Source organism: Mycobacterium sp. (genome assembly GCF_035633495.1).
In the GTDB taxonomy this organism is placed as follows: Bacteria; Actinomycetota; Actinomycetes; order Mycobacteriales; family Mycobacteriaceae; genus Mycobacterium.
Map to the genome: position 1 here is coordinate 15,216 of NZ_DASQEU010000180.1, position 19,131 is coordinate 34,346.

23 protein-coding genes and 2 pseudogenes are annotated in these 19,131 nt (G+C 66.5%); 14 read left to right on the plus strand and 11 right to left on the minus strand.

From position 1 onward, the window contains the following. Positions 1 to 97 precede the first annotated feature (97 nt). The 6 genes from VET27_RS25780 to VET27_RS25805 all read left to right on the plus strand — a co-directional run bounded on the left by VET27_RS25780 (position 98) and on the right by VET27_RS25805 (position 5,311). Positions 98 to 343 (plus strand): hypothetical protein, encoded by a 246-nt coding sequence (locus VET27_RS25780; protein WP_526522776.1) that lies wholly within the window; start codon positions 98 to 100, stop codon positions 341 to 343. Positions 344 to 493: 150 nt separating this feature from the next. Next, positions 494 to 703 carry a ferredoxin gene (locus VET27_RS25785; protein ID WP_526522780.1) on the plus strand — a complete coding sequence of 70 codons (210 nt, stop codon included), beginning with the start codon at positions 494 to 496 and terminating at the stop codon, positions 701 to 703. Between the two features lie 8 nt (positions 704 to 711). Then, positions 712 to 2,079, plus strand: a complete 1,368-nt coding sequence (locus tag VET27_RS25790; protein WP_526522860.1) for an NAD(P)/FAD-dependent oxidoreductase — start codon at positions 712 to 714, stop codon at positions 2,077 to 2,079. Between the two features lie 55 nt (positions 2,080 to 2,134). Next, positions 2,135 to 3,415, plus strand: a complete 1,281-nt coding sequence (locus VET27_RS25795; protein WP_526522784.1) for a cytochrome P450 — start codon at positions 2,135 to 2,137, stop codon at positions 3,413 to 3,415. 47 nt (positions 3,416 to 3,462) lie between these two features. Beyond that, a complete protein-coding gene (locus VET27_RS25800; RefSeq protein WP_526522786.1) occupies positions 3,463 to 3,852 on the plus strand; it encodes a GTP-binding protein in 390 nt (129 codons plus the stop codon). Between the two features lie 61 nt (positions 3,853 to 3,913). Next, positions 3,914 to 5,311: an NAD-dependent succinate-semialdehyde dehydrogenase gene (locus tag VET27_RS25805; RefSeq protein ID WP_526522788.1), complete on the plus strand. Its 1,398-nt coding sequence runs from the start codon at positions 3,914 to 3,916 to the stop codon at positions 5,309 to 5,311. Here the strand turns inward: VET27_RS25805 and VET27_RS25810 are convergent. Beyond that, positions 5,296 to 6,255 (minus strand): DNA polymerase domain-containing protein, encoded by a 960-nt coding sequence (locus VET27_RS25810; protein WP_526522790.1) that lies wholly within the window; start codon positions 6,253 to 6,255, stop codon positions 5,296 to 5,298. The two genes, VET27_RS25805 and VET27_RS25810, sit on opposite strands and share 16 nt — an antisense overlap. A gap of 80 nt (positions 6,256 to 6,335) precedes the next feature. On the opposite strand from VET27_RS25810, the gene VET27_RS25815 reads away from it, so the two are divergent. After that, positions 6,336 to 6,704 (plus strand): DUF1622 domain-containing protein, encoded by a 369-nt coding sequence (locus VET27_RS25815; RefSeq protein WP_526522792.1) that lies wholly within the window; start codon positions 6,336 to 6,338, stop codon positions 6,702 to 6,704. Positions 6,705 to 6,714: 10 nt separating this feature from the next. Here VET27_RS25815 and VET27_RS25820 read toward each other — a convergent pair whose 3' ends face one another. After that, the gene (locus VET27_RS25820; RefSeq protein ID WP_526522794.1) at positions 6,715 to 7,518 is read right to left on the minus strand and encodes an SDR family oxidoreductase; all 804 of its coding nucleotides are present in this window, start codon (positions 7,516 to 7,518) and stop codon (positions 6,715 to 6,717) included. A 156-nt stretch (positions 7,519 to 7,674) separates the two neighbouring features. On the opposite strand from VET27_RS25820, the gene VET27_RS25825 reads away from it, so the two are divergent. Continuing rightward, positions 7,675 to 8,001 carry a hypothetical protein gene (locus VET27_RS25825; protein WP_526522796.1) on the plus strand — a complete coding sequence of 109 codons (327 nt, stop codon included), beginning with the start codon at positions 7,675 to 7,677 and terminating at the stop codon, positions 7,999 to 8,001. 2 nt (positions 8,002 to 8,003) lie between these two features. Here the strand turns inward: VET27_RS25825 and VET27_RS25830 are convergent, their stop codons facing one another. Together VET27_RS25830 and VET27_RS25835 are read right to left on the minus strand one after the other, a co-directional pair. After that, the gene (locus VET27_RS25830; protein ID WP_526522798.1) at positions 8,004 to 8,663 is read right to left on the minus strand and encodes a sensor domain-containing protein; all 660 of its coding nucleotides are present in this window, start codon (positions 8,661 to 8,663) and stop codon (positions 8,004 to 8,006) included. 42 nt (positions 8,664 to 8,705) lie between these two features. Next, a complete protein-coding gene (locus VET27_RS25835) occupies positions 8,706 to 9,227 on the minus strand; it encodes an Rv2240c family protein (protein WP_526522799.1) in 522 nt (173 codons plus the stop codon). A 389-nt stretch (positions 9,228 to 9,616) separates the two neighbouring features. Here VET27_RS25835 and VET27_RS25840 point away from each other — a divergent pair, with 389 nt between their 5' ends. The 4 genes and pseudogenes from VET27_RS25840 to VET27_RS25855 all read left to right on the plus strand — a co-directional run. Beyond that, positions 9,617 to 10,300, plus strand: coding sequence for an MspA family porin (locus tag VET27_RS25840; protein ID WP_526522801.1), 684 nt, complete (start codon positions 9,617 to 9,619; stop codon positions 10,298 to 10,300). A 37-nt stretch (positions 10,301 to 10,337) separates the two neighbouring features. Then, positions 10,338 to 11,027: an MspA family porin gene (locus VET27_RS25845; protein WP_526522803.1), complete on the plus strand. Its 690-nt coding sequence runs from the start codon at positions 10,338 to 10,340 to the stop codon at positions 11,025 to 11,027. Positions 11,028 to 11,089: 62 nt separating this feature from the next. Continuing rightward, complete coding sequence (locus tag VET27_RS25850) at positions 11,090 to 11,755, plus strand: hypothetical protein (protein ID WP_526522805.1); 666 nt, start codon at positions 11,090 to 11,092, stop codon at positions 11,753 to 11,755. Positions 11,756 to 11,818: 63 nt separating this feature from the next. Beyond that, a pseudogene (locus VET27_RS25855) lies at positions 11,819 to 12,162 on the plus strand (signal peptidase II); the annotation flags it as partial. Between the two features lie 307 nt (positions 12,163 to 12,469). Here the strand turns inward: VET27_RS25855 and VET27_RS25860 are convergent. The 4 genes and pseudogenes from VET27_RS25860 to VET27_RS25875 form a co-directional block, all read right to left on the minus strand. Next, positions 12,470 to 13,414: pseudogene (locus VET27_RS25860) on the minus strand (sulfatase-like hydrolase/transferase); the annotation flags it as partial. Between the two features lie 164 nt (positions 13,415 to 13,578). Next, complete coding sequence (locus tag VET27_RS25865; RefSeq protein WP_526522807.1) at positions 13,579 to 14,541, minus strand: ferritin family protein; 963 nt, start codon at positions 14,539 to 14,541, stop codon at positions 13,579 to 13,581. 114 nt (positions 14,542 to 14,655) lie between these two features. Continuing rightward, on the minus strand, positions 14,656 to 14,838 hold the full coding sequence (locus VET27_RS25870) for a CDGSH iron-sulfur domain-containing protein (RefSeq protein ID WP_526522862.1): 183 nt from the start codon (positions 14,836 to 14,838) through the stop codon (positions 14,656 to 14,658). A 55-nt stretch (positions 14,839 to 14,893) separates the two neighbouring features. Then, complete coding sequence (locus VET27_RS25875) at positions 14,894 to 15,568, minus strand: HemK2/MTQ2 family protein methyltransferase (RefSeq protein WP_526522864.1); 675 nt, start codon at positions 15,566 to 15,568, stop codon at positions 14,894 to 14,896. 196 nt (positions 15,569 to 15,764) lie between these two features. On the opposite strand from VET27_RS25875, the gene VET27_RS25880 reads away from it, so the two are divergent. Both VET27_RS25880 and VET27_RS25885 read left to right on the plus strand, forming a co-directional pair. Beyond that, positions 15,765 to 16,499: a YqjF family protein gene (locus VET27_RS25880; RefSeq protein WP_526522809.1), complete on the plus strand. Its 735-nt coding sequence runs from the start codon at positions 15,765 to 15,767 to the stop codon at positions 16,497 to 16,499. Positions 16,500 to 16,583: 84 nt separating this feature from the next. Further along, the gene (locus VET27_RS25885; protein WP_526522811.1) at positions 16,584 to 16,874 is read left to right on the plus strand and encodes a hypothetical protein; all 291 of its coding nucleotides are present in this window, start codon (positions 16,584 to 16,586) and stop codon (positions 16,872 to 16,874) included. Positions 16,875 to 16,880: 6 nt separating this feature from the next. On the opposite strand, the gene VET27_RS25890 is transcribed toward VET27_RS25885, so the two are convergent. From VET27_RS25890 to VET27_RS25900, 3 genes are read right to left on the minus strand one after another with little or no spacing between them, the layout of a single operon-like run. Further along, positions 16,881 to 17,798 carry an NAD(P)H-dependent flavin oxidoreductase gene (locus VET27_RS25890; RefSeq protein WP_526522866.1) on the minus strand — a complete coding sequence of 306 codons (918 nt, stop codon included), beginning with the start codon at positions 17,796 to 17,798 and terminating at the stop codon, positions 16,881 to 16,883. Positions 17,799 to 17,803: 5 nt separating this feature from the next. Further along, positions 17,804 to 18,466, minus strand: a complete 663-nt coding sequence (locus tag VET27_RS25895; RefSeq protein ID WP_526522812.1) for an enoyl-CoA hydratase-related protein — start codon at positions 18,464 to 18,466, stop codon at positions 17,804 to 17,806. Between the two features lie 4 nt (positions 18,467 to 18,470). Continuing rightward, on the minus strand, positions 18,471 to 19,103 hold the full coding sequence (locus tag VET27_RS25900; protein WP_526522814.1) for a TetR/AcrR family transcriptional regulator: 633 nt from the start codon (positions 19,101 to 19,103) through the stop codon (positions 18,471 to 18,473). Positions 19,104 to 19,131: the final 28 nt, after the last annotated feature.

A 19,131-nucleotide genomic window follows, 5' to 3' on the forward strand; every position in this document is an offset into this window, starting at 1 on the left:
CGCCGCGATTGCCCTCCCGGTCGCGGCCCTGTCGCTGGCTGGACTCGTATCACCCGCGGTCAGTCACGCCGAAGATGACTGCGACTACAGCTTTTACATGAACTACGACACCAACCAGTGCCAGTTCTGCGACGACAGCATGTACTGGAACTACGACACGAATCAATGTCTCGCCACGGGGGACGTTGACGTGTACCTCGATCCGAATCCCATCCTCGGCCCCGCTGGTCCGGTCGGCGTCGGTGGCGTCGGTCCCGTCGTCGGGCCCGTTGGCCCGGTTGGCGTCGGTGGCGTCGGTCCCGTCGTAGGTCCCGTAGGCCCCATCGGCATTGGTCGTCGCTGAGAGTGAATGCTTGGTAGATAACGCGATTCGGCATCGCGTGACTATTGACAGATGAGAAAATCGCTCTGTTGGTTTCGGCGCCGGTGTGTCGATGGCCCTCACTGACCCAGGCTCGTATCTTCTGACTCACCATTCACACTAGGGGTGGCCATGCGCATCGTCATCGATCTGAATCGCTGTCTGGGCTACGCCCAATGCGTGCCGCTGGCGCCGGAGGTGCTCAAACTCAGCGGTGAAGAGGCTCTGACGTACGACCCCAACCCCGATGATTCGCAGCGGCTGAACGTGTTGCGGGCCGCAGCATCGTGCCCGGTGCAGGCCATCATCGTCGACAAGCTCGAGGGACATGGCGCATCGTGACCGTCGCCATGGACGTCAAGGCGAACGGCCGCATCGCCATCGTCGGAGCATCACTGGCGGGGCTTCGCGGCGCTGAGGCGCTCCGCGATGAGGGCTTCACCGGCCAGCTGACCATCATCGGTGATGAGAAGGACGAGCCATACGACCGTCCGCCGCTGTCCAAACAGGTGCTGAAGGGGTGGGTTCCTGCCGACCACACCAAGCTACCGCGCCTGCGCGAGGTCGACGCGGACTGGCGGTTCGGAGTAGCCGCCACCGGTCTGGACCGGGTGAACAAGCTCGTCCTGCTGGGTGACGGCAGCGAGGTGCCGTATGACCGCCTGCTGATCGCCACCGGCGTTCGGTCACGTCACTGGCCAAACCCGATCGAAGCCGCGCTCGAGGGTGTGTACGCGCTGCGAACCAGGGGCGACGCCGCGCGGATTGCCGCGGCGCTGGCCGCGGCGCCGCGGCGGGTTCTGGTCATCGGCGCCGGTTTCATCGGCTCCGAAGTTGCTTCGGTCTGCCGCGAACTCGGTCTGGAGGTCACCGTCGCCGAGCGCGGTCCCGCCCCGCTGTCCGGCGCGCTCGGTGTCGTCATCGGCGACATCGCCGCCGAGATGCAGCGTGAGGCCGGCGTGGACCTCCGCCTCGGCGTCTCAGTCCTGGGGCTCGAAGGCGATGAGAGCGGCCATGTTCGACGCGCTCGCCTCTCCGACGGGGACACCCTCGACGTCGACGTGGTGCTCGCGTCGCTTGGCTCGGTCCGCAACACCGAATGGCTCGACGGCGCCCGACTAGCGGTCGGCCCCTGGGGGGTCGGCTGCGACGCCGGGTGCCATGCCTTCGACATCAACGGCGTCGTCACCGACGACATCTTCGTGGCGGGCGATGTCGCGCGCGCCCCGCACGTGCTGTACGGGTACCAGTTCCTCGCCATGGAGCACTGGGACAACGCCGTCCTCGGGGCCGAGGTCGCCGCACACAACATGGTCTGCGATCCGATGGACCGCCGCGCCCATCTGCTCATTCCCGCCTTCTGGTCCGGCCAGTTCGGCGTCAACATCAAGTCCGTCGGTGTGCCGTCCTTCGGCAACGAGATCGTCTTCACCCAGGGCTCGGTGAAGGAGCGCCGATTCGCTGCCGTCTACGGTCTGCGCGGTCGGATCGTCGGCGCCGTCACGTTCGACCACGGCAAGTGGCTGCCGCACTACGAGGCGCAGATCTCGCGGTCGGGTCCGTTTCCCCCGCATCCCGCGGGGTTCGATCTGCCCGGCGACATGCGGGTCGTTCCCGCGCAGTTCCCGGAGCGGGGCGCGGCCACCGCTGCCGACGTCGTCCTGACGGGTCACGATCCCAACGAGCGGGAAGCCGAGTTCCGCCCGCGTCTTGGCTGACGGGGCGGCAGGAGCAGGAGACGTTAATGCCAACAGCAATGCGAAGGAAGGCGCCGTGACCCCGGAGGAAGCCTATTCAGCGGCGATGAAGCTCGAGAACCGCGCGAACCCGTATCCGTACTTCGACGAGTTGCGCAAGACGCCGGTGGTCCGGGTGACCAACGGCATCTACGCCGTCACCGGATACGAGGAGATCATCGCCTTGGCGCACGACCCGCGGGTGAGCTCGGATCTGCGCAACCGACCCAACCGCACGGTGATGCTCCAGACCGAGGACGCATCGGTCGGCGACCTGATGGACGCGTACAACCAGGACCCGAGCTTCATCACCGATGATCCGCCCGACCACGACCGGGCGCGCCGGCTTTCCATGCGGCACTTCGGCCCCCCGCACACGCCGGACCTGATCCCGAGCATGGAAGCGTCCTGTAAGCAGATCGTCAACGACCTGCTCGACAAGGTCACGGGCAAGACCCGGATGGACGTCGTGGACGACTACGCGTACCCGTTGCCGGTCGACGTGATCTGTCGCATTTTGGGCATCCCGCTGGAGGACGAGCCGCTGTTCCACGCCTGGGTCTGCGATGTGATGGCGGGACTGTTCGACGTCGGCCCCGAGATCGCCACCGAAGAGGGGCAGCTCCGCAAGGAGAAGGGGCAGGCGAGCGGCATAGCGCTCAAGAAGTACATCATCGACCTGGTCGAGAGTGCGGAGAAAGCTCCACGGCCCGGAATGATCTCGCAGATGGTGCACGACGACGGACCGGACGGACGGATGTCCCCGAGCGAGATCGTGAACAACACGATCCTGCTGTTCATCGCCGGCCACGACTCCACGGTCAACCTCATCTCGCACTGCGTGCTCACCCTGCTCCGCAACCCCGGGTCCTTCGACTTGCTGCGCCGTAATCCGGATCTGGTTCCCGGGGCCATCGAGGAGGTGCTGCGCCTGCAGTCGTCGGTCCAGTTCTTCCCCAGCCGAACTGCCCTGGCGGACATCGAGATCGGCGGAACGACGATCCCGCGGGGTGCGCCGATCTTCCTGCTTTACGGCGCGGGCAACCGCGACCCGCGAAGGTTCACCGATCCCAACCGATTCGATCCGGAGCGCGAGGACAACGAGCACGTCGGCTGGGGTCGTGGCATCCACGTCTGCTTCGGCGGCCCGCTTGCGCGCCTGGAGGTGAACACCGCGGTCAACGCATTCATCCACCGGGTGGTCAATCCGCAGCTCGTCGTCGATCCGCCGCCCTACCGCATCAGCCAGGTATTCCGCGGGCCCCGGCACGTGGTGATCGACTTCGACGAGATTCGCGACGAGGACGTGATCGTGTAAAGGCGTTTCAGTTCGTCGAACGTGGCGAAGGTCGGCGGCGCGGGAGCGTGCCACTGGAGATCCTGCTGGCTGAGGGAAGGTTCATTGCCACGAATGTCCCAGTACCGGTGGATGAGGACTCGGGCCATCGCGACCACCGGCGGGCCTTCAGTACGTGGAGCTATGAGACGTGCGAAAAGCTGTCACTCGGTGCGTTGCGTGAGGCGGCAAAGAGGCTGCCTGGCAACGTCTACCGCTGTAAGGGCGTGATTCATAGCCGCGACACCCCGCTGCATCGTTCAGTTCTGCAGGTGGTCGGGAAACGTGTGGATCTGGTGCAGGAGTCCGAATGGGGAGACCGAAGCCCGCAAACTCGGATCGTCGCCATCGGCGCCCACGGCGCTCTGGACGGCAACGGCCTTCGCGACTGCTTCGACGCATGTGTGGCCCCGAACTGAAGGCACCGCATTCCCTCCGTGACTAGATTGGGGGTTATTCACGTCTAAGGGAGGTCCCACCATGACCGCGACAGTTTCGACCCAGCCCGGATATCAGGTAGTCAATCCGGCAACCGGCGACGTCGGGCAGACGTTCGACTTCGCCTCCGACGCCGAGGTCGAGGCGGCGCTCGCCGCCTCCGCGGAGGCGTACCGGTCGTGGCGCGACGTGCCGATCTCCGAACGGGCGCGGATCGTCGCCCGAGTGGGGGAACTCTTCAAGGAGCACGCTGCGCGGCTCGGCGCCATCGCCACCGAGGAGATGGGCAAGCCGCTGCCCGAGGCCGAGGGCGAAGCCGACTTCTGCGGCGACATCTTCGGCTACTTCGCGACGGAGGGTCCGGGTCTGGCGGCCGATCAGGAGATCAAGACGTTCGCCGAGGGTAAGGCCTACGTGCAGAAGCTGCCCATCGGACCGTTGCTGGGGATCATGCCGTGGAATTACCCGTTCTACCAGATCGCACGATTCGCGGCCCCAAACCTGGTGCTGGGCAACACCATCATTCTCAAGCATGCCGAGTCGGTGCCGAAGTCAGCGCTCGCCGTCCAGGAGCTCATGGACGAAGCGGGTGTGCCGGCGGGTGTCTACCTCAATATCTTCGCGTCGTACGGGCAGATCGAAGAGATCATCAGCGACCGTCGCATCGTCGGCGTCTCGCTGACCGGCTCGGAGCGGGCCGGGTCGGTGGTGGCATCGATCGCGGGTCGGAACCTGAAGAAGTGCGTACTCGAACTCGGTGGGTCCGACGCGTACGTGGTGTTGGACACCGACGACGTCAAGGCATCAGCGGATCTGGCGTGGGACACCCGGATTGGCAACACCGGCCAAGCCTGCAACTCGAACAAGCGGATGATCGTCACCAGCGACATATTCGACGGTTTCGTCGAGCGGCTCGTCGAGCGGGCAAAGGATCTCAAGGCGGGCGATCCGGCCGAGGCGCAGGAGGGCACCTTTGCTCCGCTGTCATCACGCAAGGCTGCCGAGATACTGAACGAGCAGGTTCAGGACGCCGTCTCCAAGGGCGCGACGCTGCATGCCGGCGGTGTGCTCGGGAACGGGCCCGCGGCGTATTACTCGCCCGCGGTGCTGACCGGCATCACCCCGGAGATGCGGGCCTACCGCGAAGAGCTGTTCGGCCCCGTGGCGGTGGTGTACTCGGTCGGAAGCGACGAGGAGGCGCTGACACTGGCCAACGACTCCGACTACGGACTGGGTGGTGCGGTGTTCAGCACCGACACGCAGCGCGCCGAGAAGATCGCTCAGCGTCTCGAGTCGGGCATGTCCAACGTCAACGCACCCGCGAACGAGAACGCCGAGGTCCCGTTCGGTGGCGTCAAGCGCAGTGGCTTCGGACGCGAGCTCGGTCCGCTCGGCATGGACGAGTTCGTCAACAAGCGGCTGTACTACGTCGCCGACTGACGCCTGGCGCGGGCGCGGCGCTTGCCCTCGTGCATCGCGGCGACCCGCGCGACGGGAATGGCGCGGCCCTGTTCGATCAAGTCGGACGGTAGCCGCTGGGGCGCGGGCATCGAGTCTGCCCACGGATCGCGACCGTCGAGGGCGTCGAGGCCTGTGTGCACCGTGAAGTCCGCAGGGACCACCCGATCGAGATCGGACCAGTCGAGTGGGAAGGACACCGGTGTGCCCGGCCGCAGTCGCGGACTGTATGCGGCGGCGACAGTCGCACCACCGGCCCGCGTCGAGTCGACGAAGACCTTGCCGTCGCGGTCGTCGGTGATGAAGGCCGTGGTCGCCAGATCCGGGTCCAAGGCCTCGGCTCGCGCAGCCAGTGCGCGGGTCGCCGCGGCGACGTCGTCGACCGGTGCGGCGTCGTCGATGGGGACGAAGACGTGAATTCCCTTGGCGCCACTGGTCTTCACCGCCCCCGCCAAGCCGGTGTCCGCCAGTGCACGGCGAACCAGATGTGCGACCGCCACCACCGCCGCGAAGTCGTCGATGCCGGGCGGATCCAGGTCGAGGATCAAATGTGTTGGTCGGTAGATGTTCTCGGCCAGGCCAAGCGTCGGGTGGTACTCGACGGCGCGCTGGTTGGCGAGCCACAGCAGGGTTCGCCGATCGTCGCAGAGTGCGTAGTGCACGTCGCGTTTGGAGGCCTCCGCCCAAATGGACACGGTGCGCACCCAGTCCGGCGTGTACTTCGGGACGTTCTTCTGCATGAACGGCGCCCGGCCACGCAGCACCCGCAGCACTGTGAGTGGCCGCCCGGCGAGCCCGGGCAGCATGCGATCGGCGACCGCGTCGAGATAGTCGATCAGATTACGCTTCGTGGCACCGGCTTCCGGCGTCAGCGGCTGATCGAGGTTGGTCAGATCGACGCCATCACGCTGCTCGGTGGTGCTCACCGGTCCCATGCTGGCACTCTCGCTGGGAGTCTTGATGCCGAATCCGGCCACCGGGACGTCTTGACGGCTAGCCTCCTGTCGTGGGCTTCATCGAGAGCGTTGAGCTCGTCGGCACGGTCATCGACGGCGTGGGCGTGGCGATCATCGCGATCGGTACCATCGTGGCCGGCGGGACCGCCGTTGGTCGACTGTTGCGAAAGTCGACTGACACGTACCGAATCCTCCGCGAGCAGCTCGGTCGGTCGATTCTGCTCGGCCTCGAATTCCTGGTCGCCGCCGACATCATCCGCACCGTGGCGGTCACCCCGAACGCGCGGAGCGTCGCCATCCTTGCGGGCATCGTCGCGATCCGGACGTTCCTCAGCTTCTCCCTCGAACTCGAGATCACTGGACGATGGCCCTGGCAGCAGAAGCCACGCGTCACCGAAGAGGCGGCGAGCCAGGCCTGAGCCCGCGGGCCTAGGTCCCCGACGCGGTCGTCGCGATGCCGCCGTCGACCGGGATGACCGTTCCCGTCAGATAAGAGCCCGCCCGGCTGGCGAGGAACACGGCGATTCCGGCCATGTCGTCGTCACGTCCGATGCGGCGCAGCGGTGCGGAAGCCGCGATCGCGTCACCGAAGGCATCGAGTGTCGCCGCCATCATCTTCGACGGGAACGGTCCGGGCGCCACCGCGTTCACGGTGATGTGTTGGGGCCCCAGTTCACGCGCAAGCATGCGGGTCAACTGATGCAGCGCCGCCTTGCTGCTGGCGTACGAGTACACGGGCAGTTGGCTGACGTGGATGGCGTCGATGCTGCCGATATTGATGACCCGGGCGGGGTCGTCGGCCGTGCCCGCCTCGCGAAGCGCGGGCAGCAGCGCCTGAACGAGCCAGAACGGCGACTTGAGGTTGAGGTCGATCACCTTGTCCCACGCGGAGTCCGGGAACGTCTCCAGCGGCTCGCCCCACGTCGCACCCGCGTTGTTGACCAGGACGTGGAGTCCATCGGAGTCGGCGGTGACGAGGTCGGCGAGGCGCAGGCATTCGTCGTGCCTGGACAGGTCGGCGGGAATGGCCCGGACGTCGCCGAACTCGGCCAACTGCTCCCGTGCCTGAGCGCACGCATCGGCCTTGCGTGAGCTGATGACCACGCGGGCGCCTGCCTGCAGCAGGCCGCGGGCCACCATCGTGCCGATGCCCCTGGTTCCGCCGGTGACCAACGCGTACTTGCCGGTCAGGTCGAAAAGTTCTGTGTGGGTGGTGGTTTGGCGGTTCGCCATTGCTTGCCTTCCGTGTCGGGGGGGTACCTCTGTGCTCGAGATGACCGAGAGACCTGGGCGCAACGATACGTTCGACGTCGGCAGGCGTTCCGGGAAGTCGGCGCGCAGATGACCAGCACGTATCGCTGCGTACCTCGGTTGGCGTAGCGTCGGGGCATGTCGCGGTACGTCGCATTGGTCGCCGCTCCATGGGCGATCGCAGTGCTCGGCTGCGTGCCACTGGCCGCAGCCGACCCGTCATCGTCCGGCAACGGCCGCGCGGCCAGCGCGATAATCGACGACCTGCAGGCCCAGGGTTACAACGTCCAGATCAACTGGGTCAATGGGTTCGACACCAAACCGCTGTCGCAATGCTGGGTCACGGGGGTCAACAATCCCGGCAACATGGCGCCCACCGACGGCACGTTCGTCACCGTCTACGTCGACGTCGTCTGTCCGAACGGGGACGACGGCGGCTTCAACTTCGGTGTCGGCATCGGCTAGCGCTACCGCGGCAGCTTGGACTCGATCGCGTCGGCCACCGCGGCCGCCTTCGTCACCGTCGAGACGTCCCGCGTGCATGCTTGGACGTCGATGATGACGTTGTTGTCGACCGCCAACACGCGCTGGCAGGAGTCGACGCCGTTGGCACTGCCCCGGGTGAACGGTATCGCCAGCTGGGTGTCGGTCTTGGTCAGGTCACCGCTGCGCCACTTGGGCAGTGGCTTGTCGTTGAGGGTGATGTTGACGTTGTGATTCGTGCATTTGGACCAACGGTCCGAGGACTGCGTGAAGAAGTCGCGGGCCGCTTCGGTCGAGGGATAGTTGACGACGGATTGCACGACGAGGGTGTGCCAGTTGTCCGTGTCCGGTGAGCGCAACAGCTCTTGGCGAAGCGCGATCCAGCCGTCGGCGCCGTAGACCCCGGCTTCGTTGACCTGCCAGATCCCCAGGCAGTTGAGGTTGGGAAGAAGATTGCGGTGATCGCCCATCGTCTCGACGCGTGGGTGGGCCGTCATCCCGCTGGTTCCCATGACGGACTCGATCTCGCTGGCGCTCAATAGAACTCCGTCGAGCGCGTTGGCGGGAACCAACTCCGGAGGTGGCGACGGCTCGGTGTCCTTCCCCGAGCAACCCGTCAACGCCATCACTGCCGTCATTGCCATGCCAAGCGCGAAAGCTCCTGCGGCCCAACGCTTCACCACGCGTCAGGCATGCGTGCCGGCCGCCGCGCAGGCCTGCTGAGCGTTGGTGGCGTCGTTGTTCATCTCGGTGGCCGTCGTGTTCAGGCTTTCGCCGGAGATGCGAAGGGCCATCTTGAGCAGGAGCTTGGTGGCGTCCGCCGACCACGCCCGCATCGGATCGGCGACGCTCGGTTCCAGCCCGGGCGTATTCGCGGCGTCCATCGCCACGCCGGCGGCCTGGCGCAAGGCGGTCCGACCGACCTCGTTGCTGCTCTGCACGGCCGGGTCGTTGTAGTCCGAGCCCTCGAACGAGTCGGAGAACTCGCCGTAATAGGTCGACGCACCATCCAGCGCCTGGGCGAAGTTCCCACACGCCACGATCGCGGCTGGCTGGGCGCTGTCGGACATCGGGACGGCGTTGACCTGAACGGCAGGATCGGTTGGCACGTCTTCGTCGGCCAAGGCCATCGGAATAAACGCCAGGCTGATACCGCAGGCGATCATTGGTGTGGCGAGCGCTCGGCCCAGAACGCGGGATGACCTCAAGATTTCCTCCAAGTTAGTCGGTCTCGCAGTCGAACCTGGCGACTTCGGCACCTCATGAGTTAGCGGTGGACTGCTCGTCCACGACCGACCGTCGGCACCAATCAGAAGCCACCGTCGGCCAGCCAGTTGTCCAAATGATGAACGGAAGACTAATGCGTGGCATCCAAGGACCGTCCATCGGAGCTCGTCGAGCTGCGAGGTTGCCGGGAACGCCAACGGTTCTGCACGCCAATAACTTAGGGAATTCTCACGCCTCGCTCATTGGACGGTAATGAGGCGCGAGGTGTTGGCCGTCCGTTCAGCTGACGGCAACCCTGCCATCGGATGCTTCGTCGCGACAGATCCGTTATCTGCTTGAGATTTGGACCACGAGAGGCGCCGATTCACTCATGTTGAACCGTTTTGCGACGCTGGCAGCTGTTTGCATTGCAATCCCGGTCGGGACGGCGCCCGTGGCGCTGGCCGACCCGCCGCCTCCCGACCCGGCAGTTCAGCCGGTGGGCGCGCCCGTCCCTCCGCCTGACACCGGTGCGGTTCCCTCCGCGGCTCCTGGAGTCCTGGACACCCCGGACGGCTGGAAGCTGACAGTCGTCGGAAGCAACGAGACGCAGCTTCCGGTGGCTCCGCTGACCACCGCCATCTCCTCGCGCGAGTATCTGATCTCGGGCACGTTCACCGGAACGATCACCGGCGGGGGCAAGACGAAGCTGACCGGCGGCTCGATGGAAGCTGGCGAGCAGATCGGCTGCGGCATCATCTCGGACGAGGTCGAGATCAACCCAGGCGCGAGCATCACGCCCGGCATCGGAATCCCGTTCACCGGCAACGTGACCGCAGGCTTCGGCGTCAGTCTCCAGGGCAAGGTGTACCTGAAGCCAGGCACCGTCACGACGGTGGCGCTCGACAAGAAGTCCTTCAAGGGAACGACGACTCGCATCACCCTGACCGGTGTGCGCGTCAAGACCGACCAGTGCGCAGGACAGTCGTTCATCCGCTCCTACGCCACGCTGACGAGCTCGACCGACAACACCGACGACATCATCACCTATCTCGGCGTCACCAAGTCCGTCTAGCAGCCAGCCGCCCACTCCAAACTTGAAAGGCTTTGCAATGTTGAATCGTTTCGCCCTGCTGGCTACGGCTTGCGCGCTGTCCTCGATGGGCGTCGCGCCCGTCGCACTGGCCGACCCGCCTCCACCCGACCCCGCCGTCGTACCGGTCGGCGACGCCGGTCCGCCGCCGGACAACGGGATCGTCGGCTCGGCCGAACCCGGTCTCGTGACCACCCCCGACGGTTGGACGCTGACCGTCGTGGCCTCCAACGAGACCCAGCTTCCGGTGGCGCCGCTGACTACCGCACTGTCGTCGCGCGAATACCTGGTGGGCGGCACGTTCACCGGGACGGTGACCGGCACGGGCAAGACCACGCTCTCCGGTGGCACGCTCGAGGCGGGTTACCAGATCGGTTGCGGGATCGAACTCGGCCAGGTTCGACTCATCGGGCAGGCCGGCATCAGTACGTCGGGCTCGTCGCTCACCGGCGGGATAGTCCCCACGGGTGTCAGCTTCCCGCTGTCCGGCACCATCGAGATCCACCCGAAGCCGGGCACGGTCTCGACCGTCACGGTCAACAAGAAGTCGTTCAAGGCCGCCCCGGTGCGCGTGACCCTGAAGGACACCCACATCAAGGTAGACGGTTGCGTCGGTCAGTCGTTCCTGCGGTCCTACTCGACGCTGACGAGCTCGACGACCGACACCGATGACATCGTCGCCTACTACGGCATCACCAAGTCGGTCTGACGTCGGTCCGCAGTACAAGCAGTACAACCGGGCAACCACACGGAAATACGGGGCACCTTGCAATGATTGACCGACACCGCATCGCCACCGCAGCGTGTGGCTTGCTCGCCCTCGGCGCGGCGGTCGCCTTCCCGGCGACCGCCGCTGCCGACGACCCTCCCCCCGATCCCGCGCTGGTACCCGGGAATCCTCCACCTCCGGGCCCGACGGTGCCCGGATTGGGCCCACTCGGTCCGAACGGGCTCGACGTACTGGCGCAGAGCAACGCGGCGCCCGTCCCGGGGACCTTGGGTGCGCCCCCGGTCGCCGGCTTGGACCGCGACACCATTCTTGGTGTGAACCCGGCGCCCGCTGCGCCAGGGGGAGGCTATGGGGCGCCCCCGAACCTCAACGTGTTCAACAACGCGTACGGGATTCAGCTGAACGACGTGCCCTCGGCACCAGGCCAGGGGCAACAGTTCGACGTCGCCCCCGGCGACGAGAACGCAGACGTCACCAGGCGGGAGTGGTTCGGCCGCTGGATTGACATGCAGCGGGCCGGAAGGACCTACGGCGGGCTGGGCCAGGCGCCACAGCAGCAGCTCGGCGAGCCGCTGCCGGGTACCGCGCCACCGCCCGGCACGGTCATCCCGCCGGGACTGGTCCAATTCCTGCCCGACCCGGCGGACGGTCCGACGCCGCCTCCCGGACTCATTCTGCCGCCGCCTCCGCCGCCACCCGCGGGCTGATCCGGCAAATAGGCGACCGTGCGCGTCGTTCCGCTGGTCGCGCAGTTCGCCACCGCGGCAACGGTGTTCGCGGTCGATCTGCTGACCAAGGCGCTCGCCGTCAGTCTCATCCCGGCTGATCGGACGATCTCCGTCCTGGGCGACAACGTGACGTTGGCGGTCGAACGCAACGCGGGCGCCGCGCTGTCGATCGGTGAGGATTACACGTGGGTGTTCACCGGCATCGTCGTGGCGGTCATCGGCGTGCTGTCCTGGTGTGGTCGACGCTCCGACTCCCGCTTCATGGCCGTCGGCATTGGTCTCGTTCTGGGGGTGCGCTGGGAAACCTCGGTGAGCGCGTGTTCCGTGCTCCTGCGCCGTTGCAGGGCTATGTGGTGGACTTCTTGGCAATCGGGGAGTGGCCCGTCTTCAACGTCGCCGACGTCGGTATCGCTTGTGGCGTAGCCATTCTCGCCTGGCGTTCCGCGTTCCGGGCACCTCACGCGGCGCCGACTGCGCCCTCGAGCGACGCGCCACCGATCAATTGGTCGTGGAGTACCGCGACGCGTCCGGGCTGCGCAGCTAGCTTTCGGGTCGAAGCTGTGCGATTGCGCCCGGACCGGACACGCACGTCGCCGCGAGGGCGAGCGCGGGCAGGACGAGACGACGTGCGGTGTGGGACGTGGCAACGACTCTCATTGATGCGCCATCGCGATGTTGAACCGGTCCTCTGCCGTGGTAGACCAACGTGTCACCGAGGATGCCGAGGTCGTCGATCGCATCGATCACCCTGCCGACCTCGAGGTCGGTCTGTTCGAGGAACCCAGCGTAGAGCTCCATCTGGCGCGCCAACACCGGCTTGAGTTCGTCGGACATGTCGTGCCAGGCGGGAATCTCGTCGTGCCGGGCGGTCAGCTCGGCATCCTTGGGGATCACGCCGATCTTGCGTTGCCGCGCAACGGTATTCTCGCGCAAAACATCCCAACCGTCGTCGAACTTGCCCTGGTACTTGTCTGACCACTCCTTCGGCACGTGGTGCGGTGCGTGGGTGGCGCCGGGGGCGAAGTACATGAAGAACGGCTTGTCGGGCATCAGTGCCTTCTGCTGGCGCACCCAGGTGATGGCCCGGTCCGCCAGATCCTCGGTGAGCGTGTAGCCCTGCTCGGGAGTCTTCGGCGGCTCGACGGCTGTGGTGCCGTCGTACAGTCCGGGGTAGTACTGGTTGGCCTCGCCGCCGATGAACCCGTAGAAGTGTTCGAAACCGGAGCCGGTCGGCCACTGGGTGAACGGGCCGACGGGGGAGATCTCCCAGAACGGCACCTGGTGGCACTTGCCGAACTGGGCGGTCGAATAGCCGTTGAGTTTGAGGGTTTCGGCGACCGGTGCCTTGTCCCTCGGTCGGATGCTTGAGTTGCCAGGAGCCGCGGTGGCCATCTCGGTGATCGCCCCCATGCCGACGGAATGATGGTTGCGCCCGGTCAGCAGTGCCTGCCGGGTGGGCGCGCACAGCGCGGTCGTATGGAATCGGTTGAGCTTCAGGCCGCCCGCGGCCAGTCGCTCCGCGGTTGGGGTGTGGCACGGTCCGCCGAATGCTGACGACGCGCCTTATCCGACGTCGTCGAGCAGCACGATCAACACGTTCGGTGCACCCTTGGGCGGCCGCAGCATCGTGATCGGCGGGCGACGGCGTCTTCTGGGCGTTGCGCATCTTGGCGATCTTCTTCGATGCCGGTTTCTTCTGCGTCGGCTTCTTCGCCGGCATTGGTGACGTCGAGCCGTCTGAACCGAATACCCCGCGGCCAACGGGCCACGGGGTATTCGGTTGCGTGCGTAGGTGATCCGGTCTAGCTGATCCCGACCACTTCCTGCGCAATGTGCGCGACGCGGGTCTGTGCGGCGGAGATGACGCCCTGACGCCCCTTGTGCGCCTCCTCGTAGGCGAGGATCGTGCGAACGTCGGCCGGACCGGTCAGAGCCTTGATCGCGTTCACGGCCTCCGTCACGTTGAGTTCGTCGAAGCCGTCGATGGGCAGCTCGCCCTGGTCCAGGACACCGGTGGCGGACCGCACGTTGTGCAGCAGGTCCGCGGCGTGCCCGGCTCCGCCGTCACGGATGACCTTCTCCGCGGTCTCCAGCGCGGCATCTCGCGACGCCGAGACGGTCTTCGCCGCGACGTCACTGACCCGCCGACCACGGTTGACCATCTCGCTGAAGGCAATGGGAGTGGCGCGCACGGTCTCGACCGCCTTGTTCAGGCTCCGGACGGACCAGTTCACGGGCACGTTGATCAGCTGGATTGCGGTACCGGCCGCCGCCTGGAGAGGGGTGCGCCGCAGGGCGGCCGGGCCGCCGAGCGCGTCCTCGGCGAGAACGGTGGTCAGCCAGTCGACCGTCGCCGCATGCGCGGTCATCAGGCGCGTGGCCAGCGCCTCGACGTCTGACTCCTTTGCGGCGACCGCAAGGGCCTTCACATACCGTGCGCGATCGAGGAGTTGATGCTCGAGTGCGAGGTCGCCGAGCAGTGCCTCGTCGAACGGCTGGGCCTGTTCGGTCAGCGCCTTGACGGCGGCGGCGGCGCGACCGAAGAACGGGCCGATCACGTCGGGTGTGCCGCCGAGGTTGCGGATCGCGGCTTCGATCGACTCGGCGCGGTCACGGCCGTTGGCCGCGTTCTCGGAGAGTTCCCTGCGCACTGCGTCGGTCCGGGCCTGCGTGACACGGGTCTCGGCGACCTGGATCTCGGTATTGGTCAGATCGAGCACGGCACGAAGCTGTGCGATCAGGGTGTTCTTGTTGGTTGTCGTCACGAGTGGTTAACCCCTTCGGCGTTGATTGACTTCTCGGCGCCGGCTGCACCTGACCTGTGGCGTACCCGTCGTGCCGATGGGTAATCGTTGTGACACAGAGATGTGGGGCAGGTCTCAAGTATTTGACGTCGACGATGGGTCTGACCGTCCGTCGGTGCGACGGCGCTTGCGGTGACTGGTGTCGCACAGGGGATAGGTCTTGCTTCGTCGGCACGTGCAGATTGCCACCATGAACCGGTCGGACTCGACGACCCCGCCATCAGCTGTCTCTATCCGTACCGGACCCTGCACCATCATCGGGCCGGCCGCCGTCACCCGCACGATGCGGGCGTCTCCGGCAGCCGTCGTCGGTTCATCGCTCGTCGGCACGGATCACCGTCAGTTCTTCCTCGCGGCACCCGACCGGCGACCGGCCGGTGCGCTCCAGCCAATCCGCGCGTGACGCGAGAACCGGCCCAAATGGAATCCGTTGGCGAGCGACCACGCTCGCTCGAAGACCAGCCGACGACAGCGCGGTCAGCGACTGTTCGACGCCGGTCAATTCGGACTGGACGAACAGCAGGGTTCCCCCGTCGTTCAGCAGGTCGGGTGCTGCGGCGCAAAGGGGGTCGACGACGAGGCGGCCGTCAGAACCCGCATCCCAGGCCCGCGCCGGGCCTTCGACTGCCGGGTGCTCCGAACTGGCGGGGACGTACGGCGGATTGGCCAAGACGACGTCGAACCGACCGCGCCCCATGGCCAGAGCCCACGAACCGTGCACGACGTCGACCGACACGCCGGCGGCTTCGACGTTCGTCCGACTGCACTGCACGGCCTGTGGGCAGATGTCCCACGCCGTGACACAGCGGGCGCCGAGCCGGGCCGCCGCAATCGCCACCACTCCAGTCCCCGTGCACAGGTCGAGCACGGTCCGCCCCTCGACCGCGACGTTCTGCTCCAGCGCATCGATCAGCAGCCGTGAATCGTATTGTGGGTGGTACACACCGGGCGCCACGACGGCGACTTCGCCAGAGAAGGGTGCTGTAATCGTCACCGCTTGTTGTTTCCCACGCGCGCGGGCACTGAAACGGACCCGCTTCGGCCGTTTCATCTCTTGCATTGGCGCGTTCCCGTGATGTGTAACGTTGTCGCAACCGACACGAACTTGCTTCCCCGGAACCCGGGTAGGGGCGGGGCCTGACGCACTAGTTCACGGCGGTCATCCGGCGTGACACCATGACGACATGCCCGGTGCGTTGCCAGACGGTTTTCTCGTCACTGCACCGAATCTGCCGCGGCCCGTGTTCACGCGGCAGTATTGGTCCGACCTGACCTTCGTGCACTGGCCGGTGGACCCCGGTGCCGTGGCACACATGTACCCGGAGGGAACCCGGCCCGACGTGTTCGCCGACGGGCAGACGTACGTCGGCCTGATTCCCTTCGCCATGAGCGAGTTGGCGCTGGGCGTTCCGCGCGCGATTCCCTACCTCGGGCACTTCCTCGAGACCAACGTCCGGCTCTATTCGACCGACGACGTGGGTCGTCACGGCGTCCTCTTCCGCTCGCTGGAGACGGCGAGGCTGGCCGTCGTGCCCGCGACCCGTATCGCGCTGGGAACGCCGTACACGTGGGCGAAGATGCGGTTGACGCGGGACGGCTCACGCATCACCTACGACAGTGTGCGACGCCTGCCCCGGCGCGGCCTGCGGAGCCGGGTGAGCATCGAGGTCGGTGCTGCCGTCGAACCCACGCCCTTGGAGATCTGGCTGACCGCCCGGTGGGGGGCGCACACCCGCAAGGGCAGACGGACGTGGTGGGTGCCCAATCAGCACGTACCGTTCCCCTTCCGCGGGGCGGACGTCCTCGTGCTGGAGGACGAACTGGTGGCGGCCAGCGGCGTCGTGCCGACGGGCAAACGGCTTCGCGCGCTCTACTCGCCCGGTGTCCATACGAGCTTCGGGCGACCGACGATGCTGTGAACGCGTGACCAACACGTGAACACGAGGCAACCAAGAGATTGAGCAGTTGGCGGATCACCGTGTGCGCCGGGATGATTGGTTTAAATGGATGCATTCGTGTCGGTCTACGTCGATATGGGAGCCCGGGCCGAGGACGTCCGGGCGACGGTAGACGCTCTTCCCTTGCCCAGCGGTGTGGTCGAGGCCAAGGTCGACTGCGGAGCGGTGACCGACACCTTCGGCTGCCGTATCGCGGTGGACCTCACGGGCACGTTCGACGAGAAGGCCGACGGCCTGGCCATCGCCCGCGAGTACGCCTCTGAACTGTCCGCCGCACTCGGTGTGCCCGCGTTCGCGTTCTACGACTTGCTGCGGCGCGACTACCCCGCGATTTGACGCACGTCAGGTCGCCCTCGATCTGCCTGCGTCCAAGGCCATTCCGATCTCCGACCACGTGCGCCGCAGGATCTCCGACACCGGCAGCAGTTCGGTGATCCGCGACGACACCTGACCGGTGTTGGCCACGCTGGCGTCCATGTCGCCATCGAAGTAGAGCTCGGTGATCCCCTTCAGGAGCGGCGCGGCGGGGTCCTCCGTGGCCAGCTTCGCCGCCAACCCCGTCCGCAGCACCCGCATCGTGGGATTACCGGGAAGGTCCAACATCACCGTGCCGTCGTCGGACGCGGCCACGATGGCGTCCTTGAAGTTCGCGTGTACGCCGGCCTCCCGGCTGGCGAGCGTTCGCGTACCCATCTGGATGCCCTCGGCACCAAGCACCAATGCCGCCGCCGCCGACCGCGCGTCGCAGATCCCGCCCGCGGCGAGGATCGGGAGGTCGGCCCGCTCGGCGATCAACGGCAACAGCACCATCGTCGATGCGCCGAGTGCCGACTTGAACCCGCCGCCTTCGACACCCTCGACCACCAGGGCGTCGACACCGGCGTCCACGGCCTTCATGGCTCCCTTGAGCGAACCGACCACGTGGACGACCGTCATCCCCGCGTCGTGCAGGCGGTCGGTGAACAACGCTGGATCACCCGCGGAGGTGAAGACGTGGCGCACCTCGGCGGCGGCCAAGACGTCGACGATCGACGGGTCCTTCTTCCAGCCTTGGATCATCAGGTTCGCGGCGACGGGTCGGTCCGTGAGTTCGCGGACCCGGTGCAGGTCGGTGCGACCCTGCTCGGTCAGAGTCTCGATCATGCCGAGACCGCCGCCATTGGATACCGCGGCCGCGAGTTCGGCTCGCGCAATGTAGGTCATCGGCGCCTGCACGACGGGATACCTCACCCCGAGAAGCGACTGGATGCGATTGGCCACCGTGGTCACTCGCGGCCCGTGGTTAGTGCGGCGATCGCAGGGCCGTACATCGTGTTCTTGATGGCGCCGAGCGTGTTTGCGTCCTTGCCACCGAGGGGCGCGAGCATTCCGACCGCCGAATCGGTGACGGCATCCTCGGCTGCGGTGGCGTCGACGATGGCGAGCCGCAGCGCGTCGGCCCCGCCGAAGCGGCGTCCGGTGGTCATGGACGCGACGGCAGTCGCAGGGGTGAGCTTGGCCTGGATGAGTGCGGCCATGCCTGGGGTGAACGGAATGCGGATGTCGACTTCGGGGAAGCAGAAGAAGCCTCGGTCGACACGCATGACGCGATAGTCGTGGGCCATCGCGAGCATGGCTCCCGCGCCGAAGGCGTGACCGTTGAGCCCGGCCGCGGTCGGCATGGAGAGCGTCAGGACCCGAGCGAACAGTGCGTGGACGCGACCTACGTAGGACTGCATCTGATCACCGTGCGCCACGAGCCAATCGAGGTCCAGGCCGTTGGAGTAGAACTTCCCGGTGCCGGTGGTGACGAGTCCGCCGGCTCCGGAGGATGCGATGTCGTCGAGGTGGCCGTTGATCTCGTCGAGGAAGGCGAGTGAGAAGCGGTTCTCGTCGTCCCCCAGGTTGAGTACGGCGATCTGGTCGGTGTAGGTCACGGTGATGGACATGGGCTCACTCCTTGATGATCGTCGACATTCGAGGCGGGGGGCCGTCGGCGAGCACGGCACGTACCGCCGACTCCAGGTGATCCCGTGCCCATGCATTGCCGATTCTGTTGCGGGACAACATGATCGCCGTAGGAAGGTCGACGATGCACAGCGTGATCGCGGCGACGGCGGCAGTGTCCTTGCGGTCCCACAGATGCAGCGACAAGCGCATCATCAATCGGATCAGCGCCCGATCCAGTGCGGCCAGATCGGCGGCGACGTCATCGGGCAGGTCGTCGCCGAGTAGCTGATCTCGGTTGACGCGCAACAGCAGTCGCGATGACTGCGGATGACGTGCGTAGAAGACTGCGGGGGCGTCAGCCGCCGCGACGACGGCTTCGATCGGGTCGGCGTCCGATTCGGCGAGCGCGGAGTCCACCAGGTCACCCTGTACGTCGAGGAAGGCGCGGGCGGCGCGCAGCCACGTCTGCGCGACGAGATCGCCCCGTGATCGAAAGCTGTGGTAGATAGCCCCGTTCGAGACACCCGCCGCGGCTGCGACCGCGCGGGTGGTGACGCCCGCCGGACCCGTCTGAACCGCGAGCGACTCCGCGGCATTCAGAACCGTGTCGCGGTCGTGGACTCGGGGGCGGGGCACATCGGAAAAGTAGCAGAGCAGATGCTCT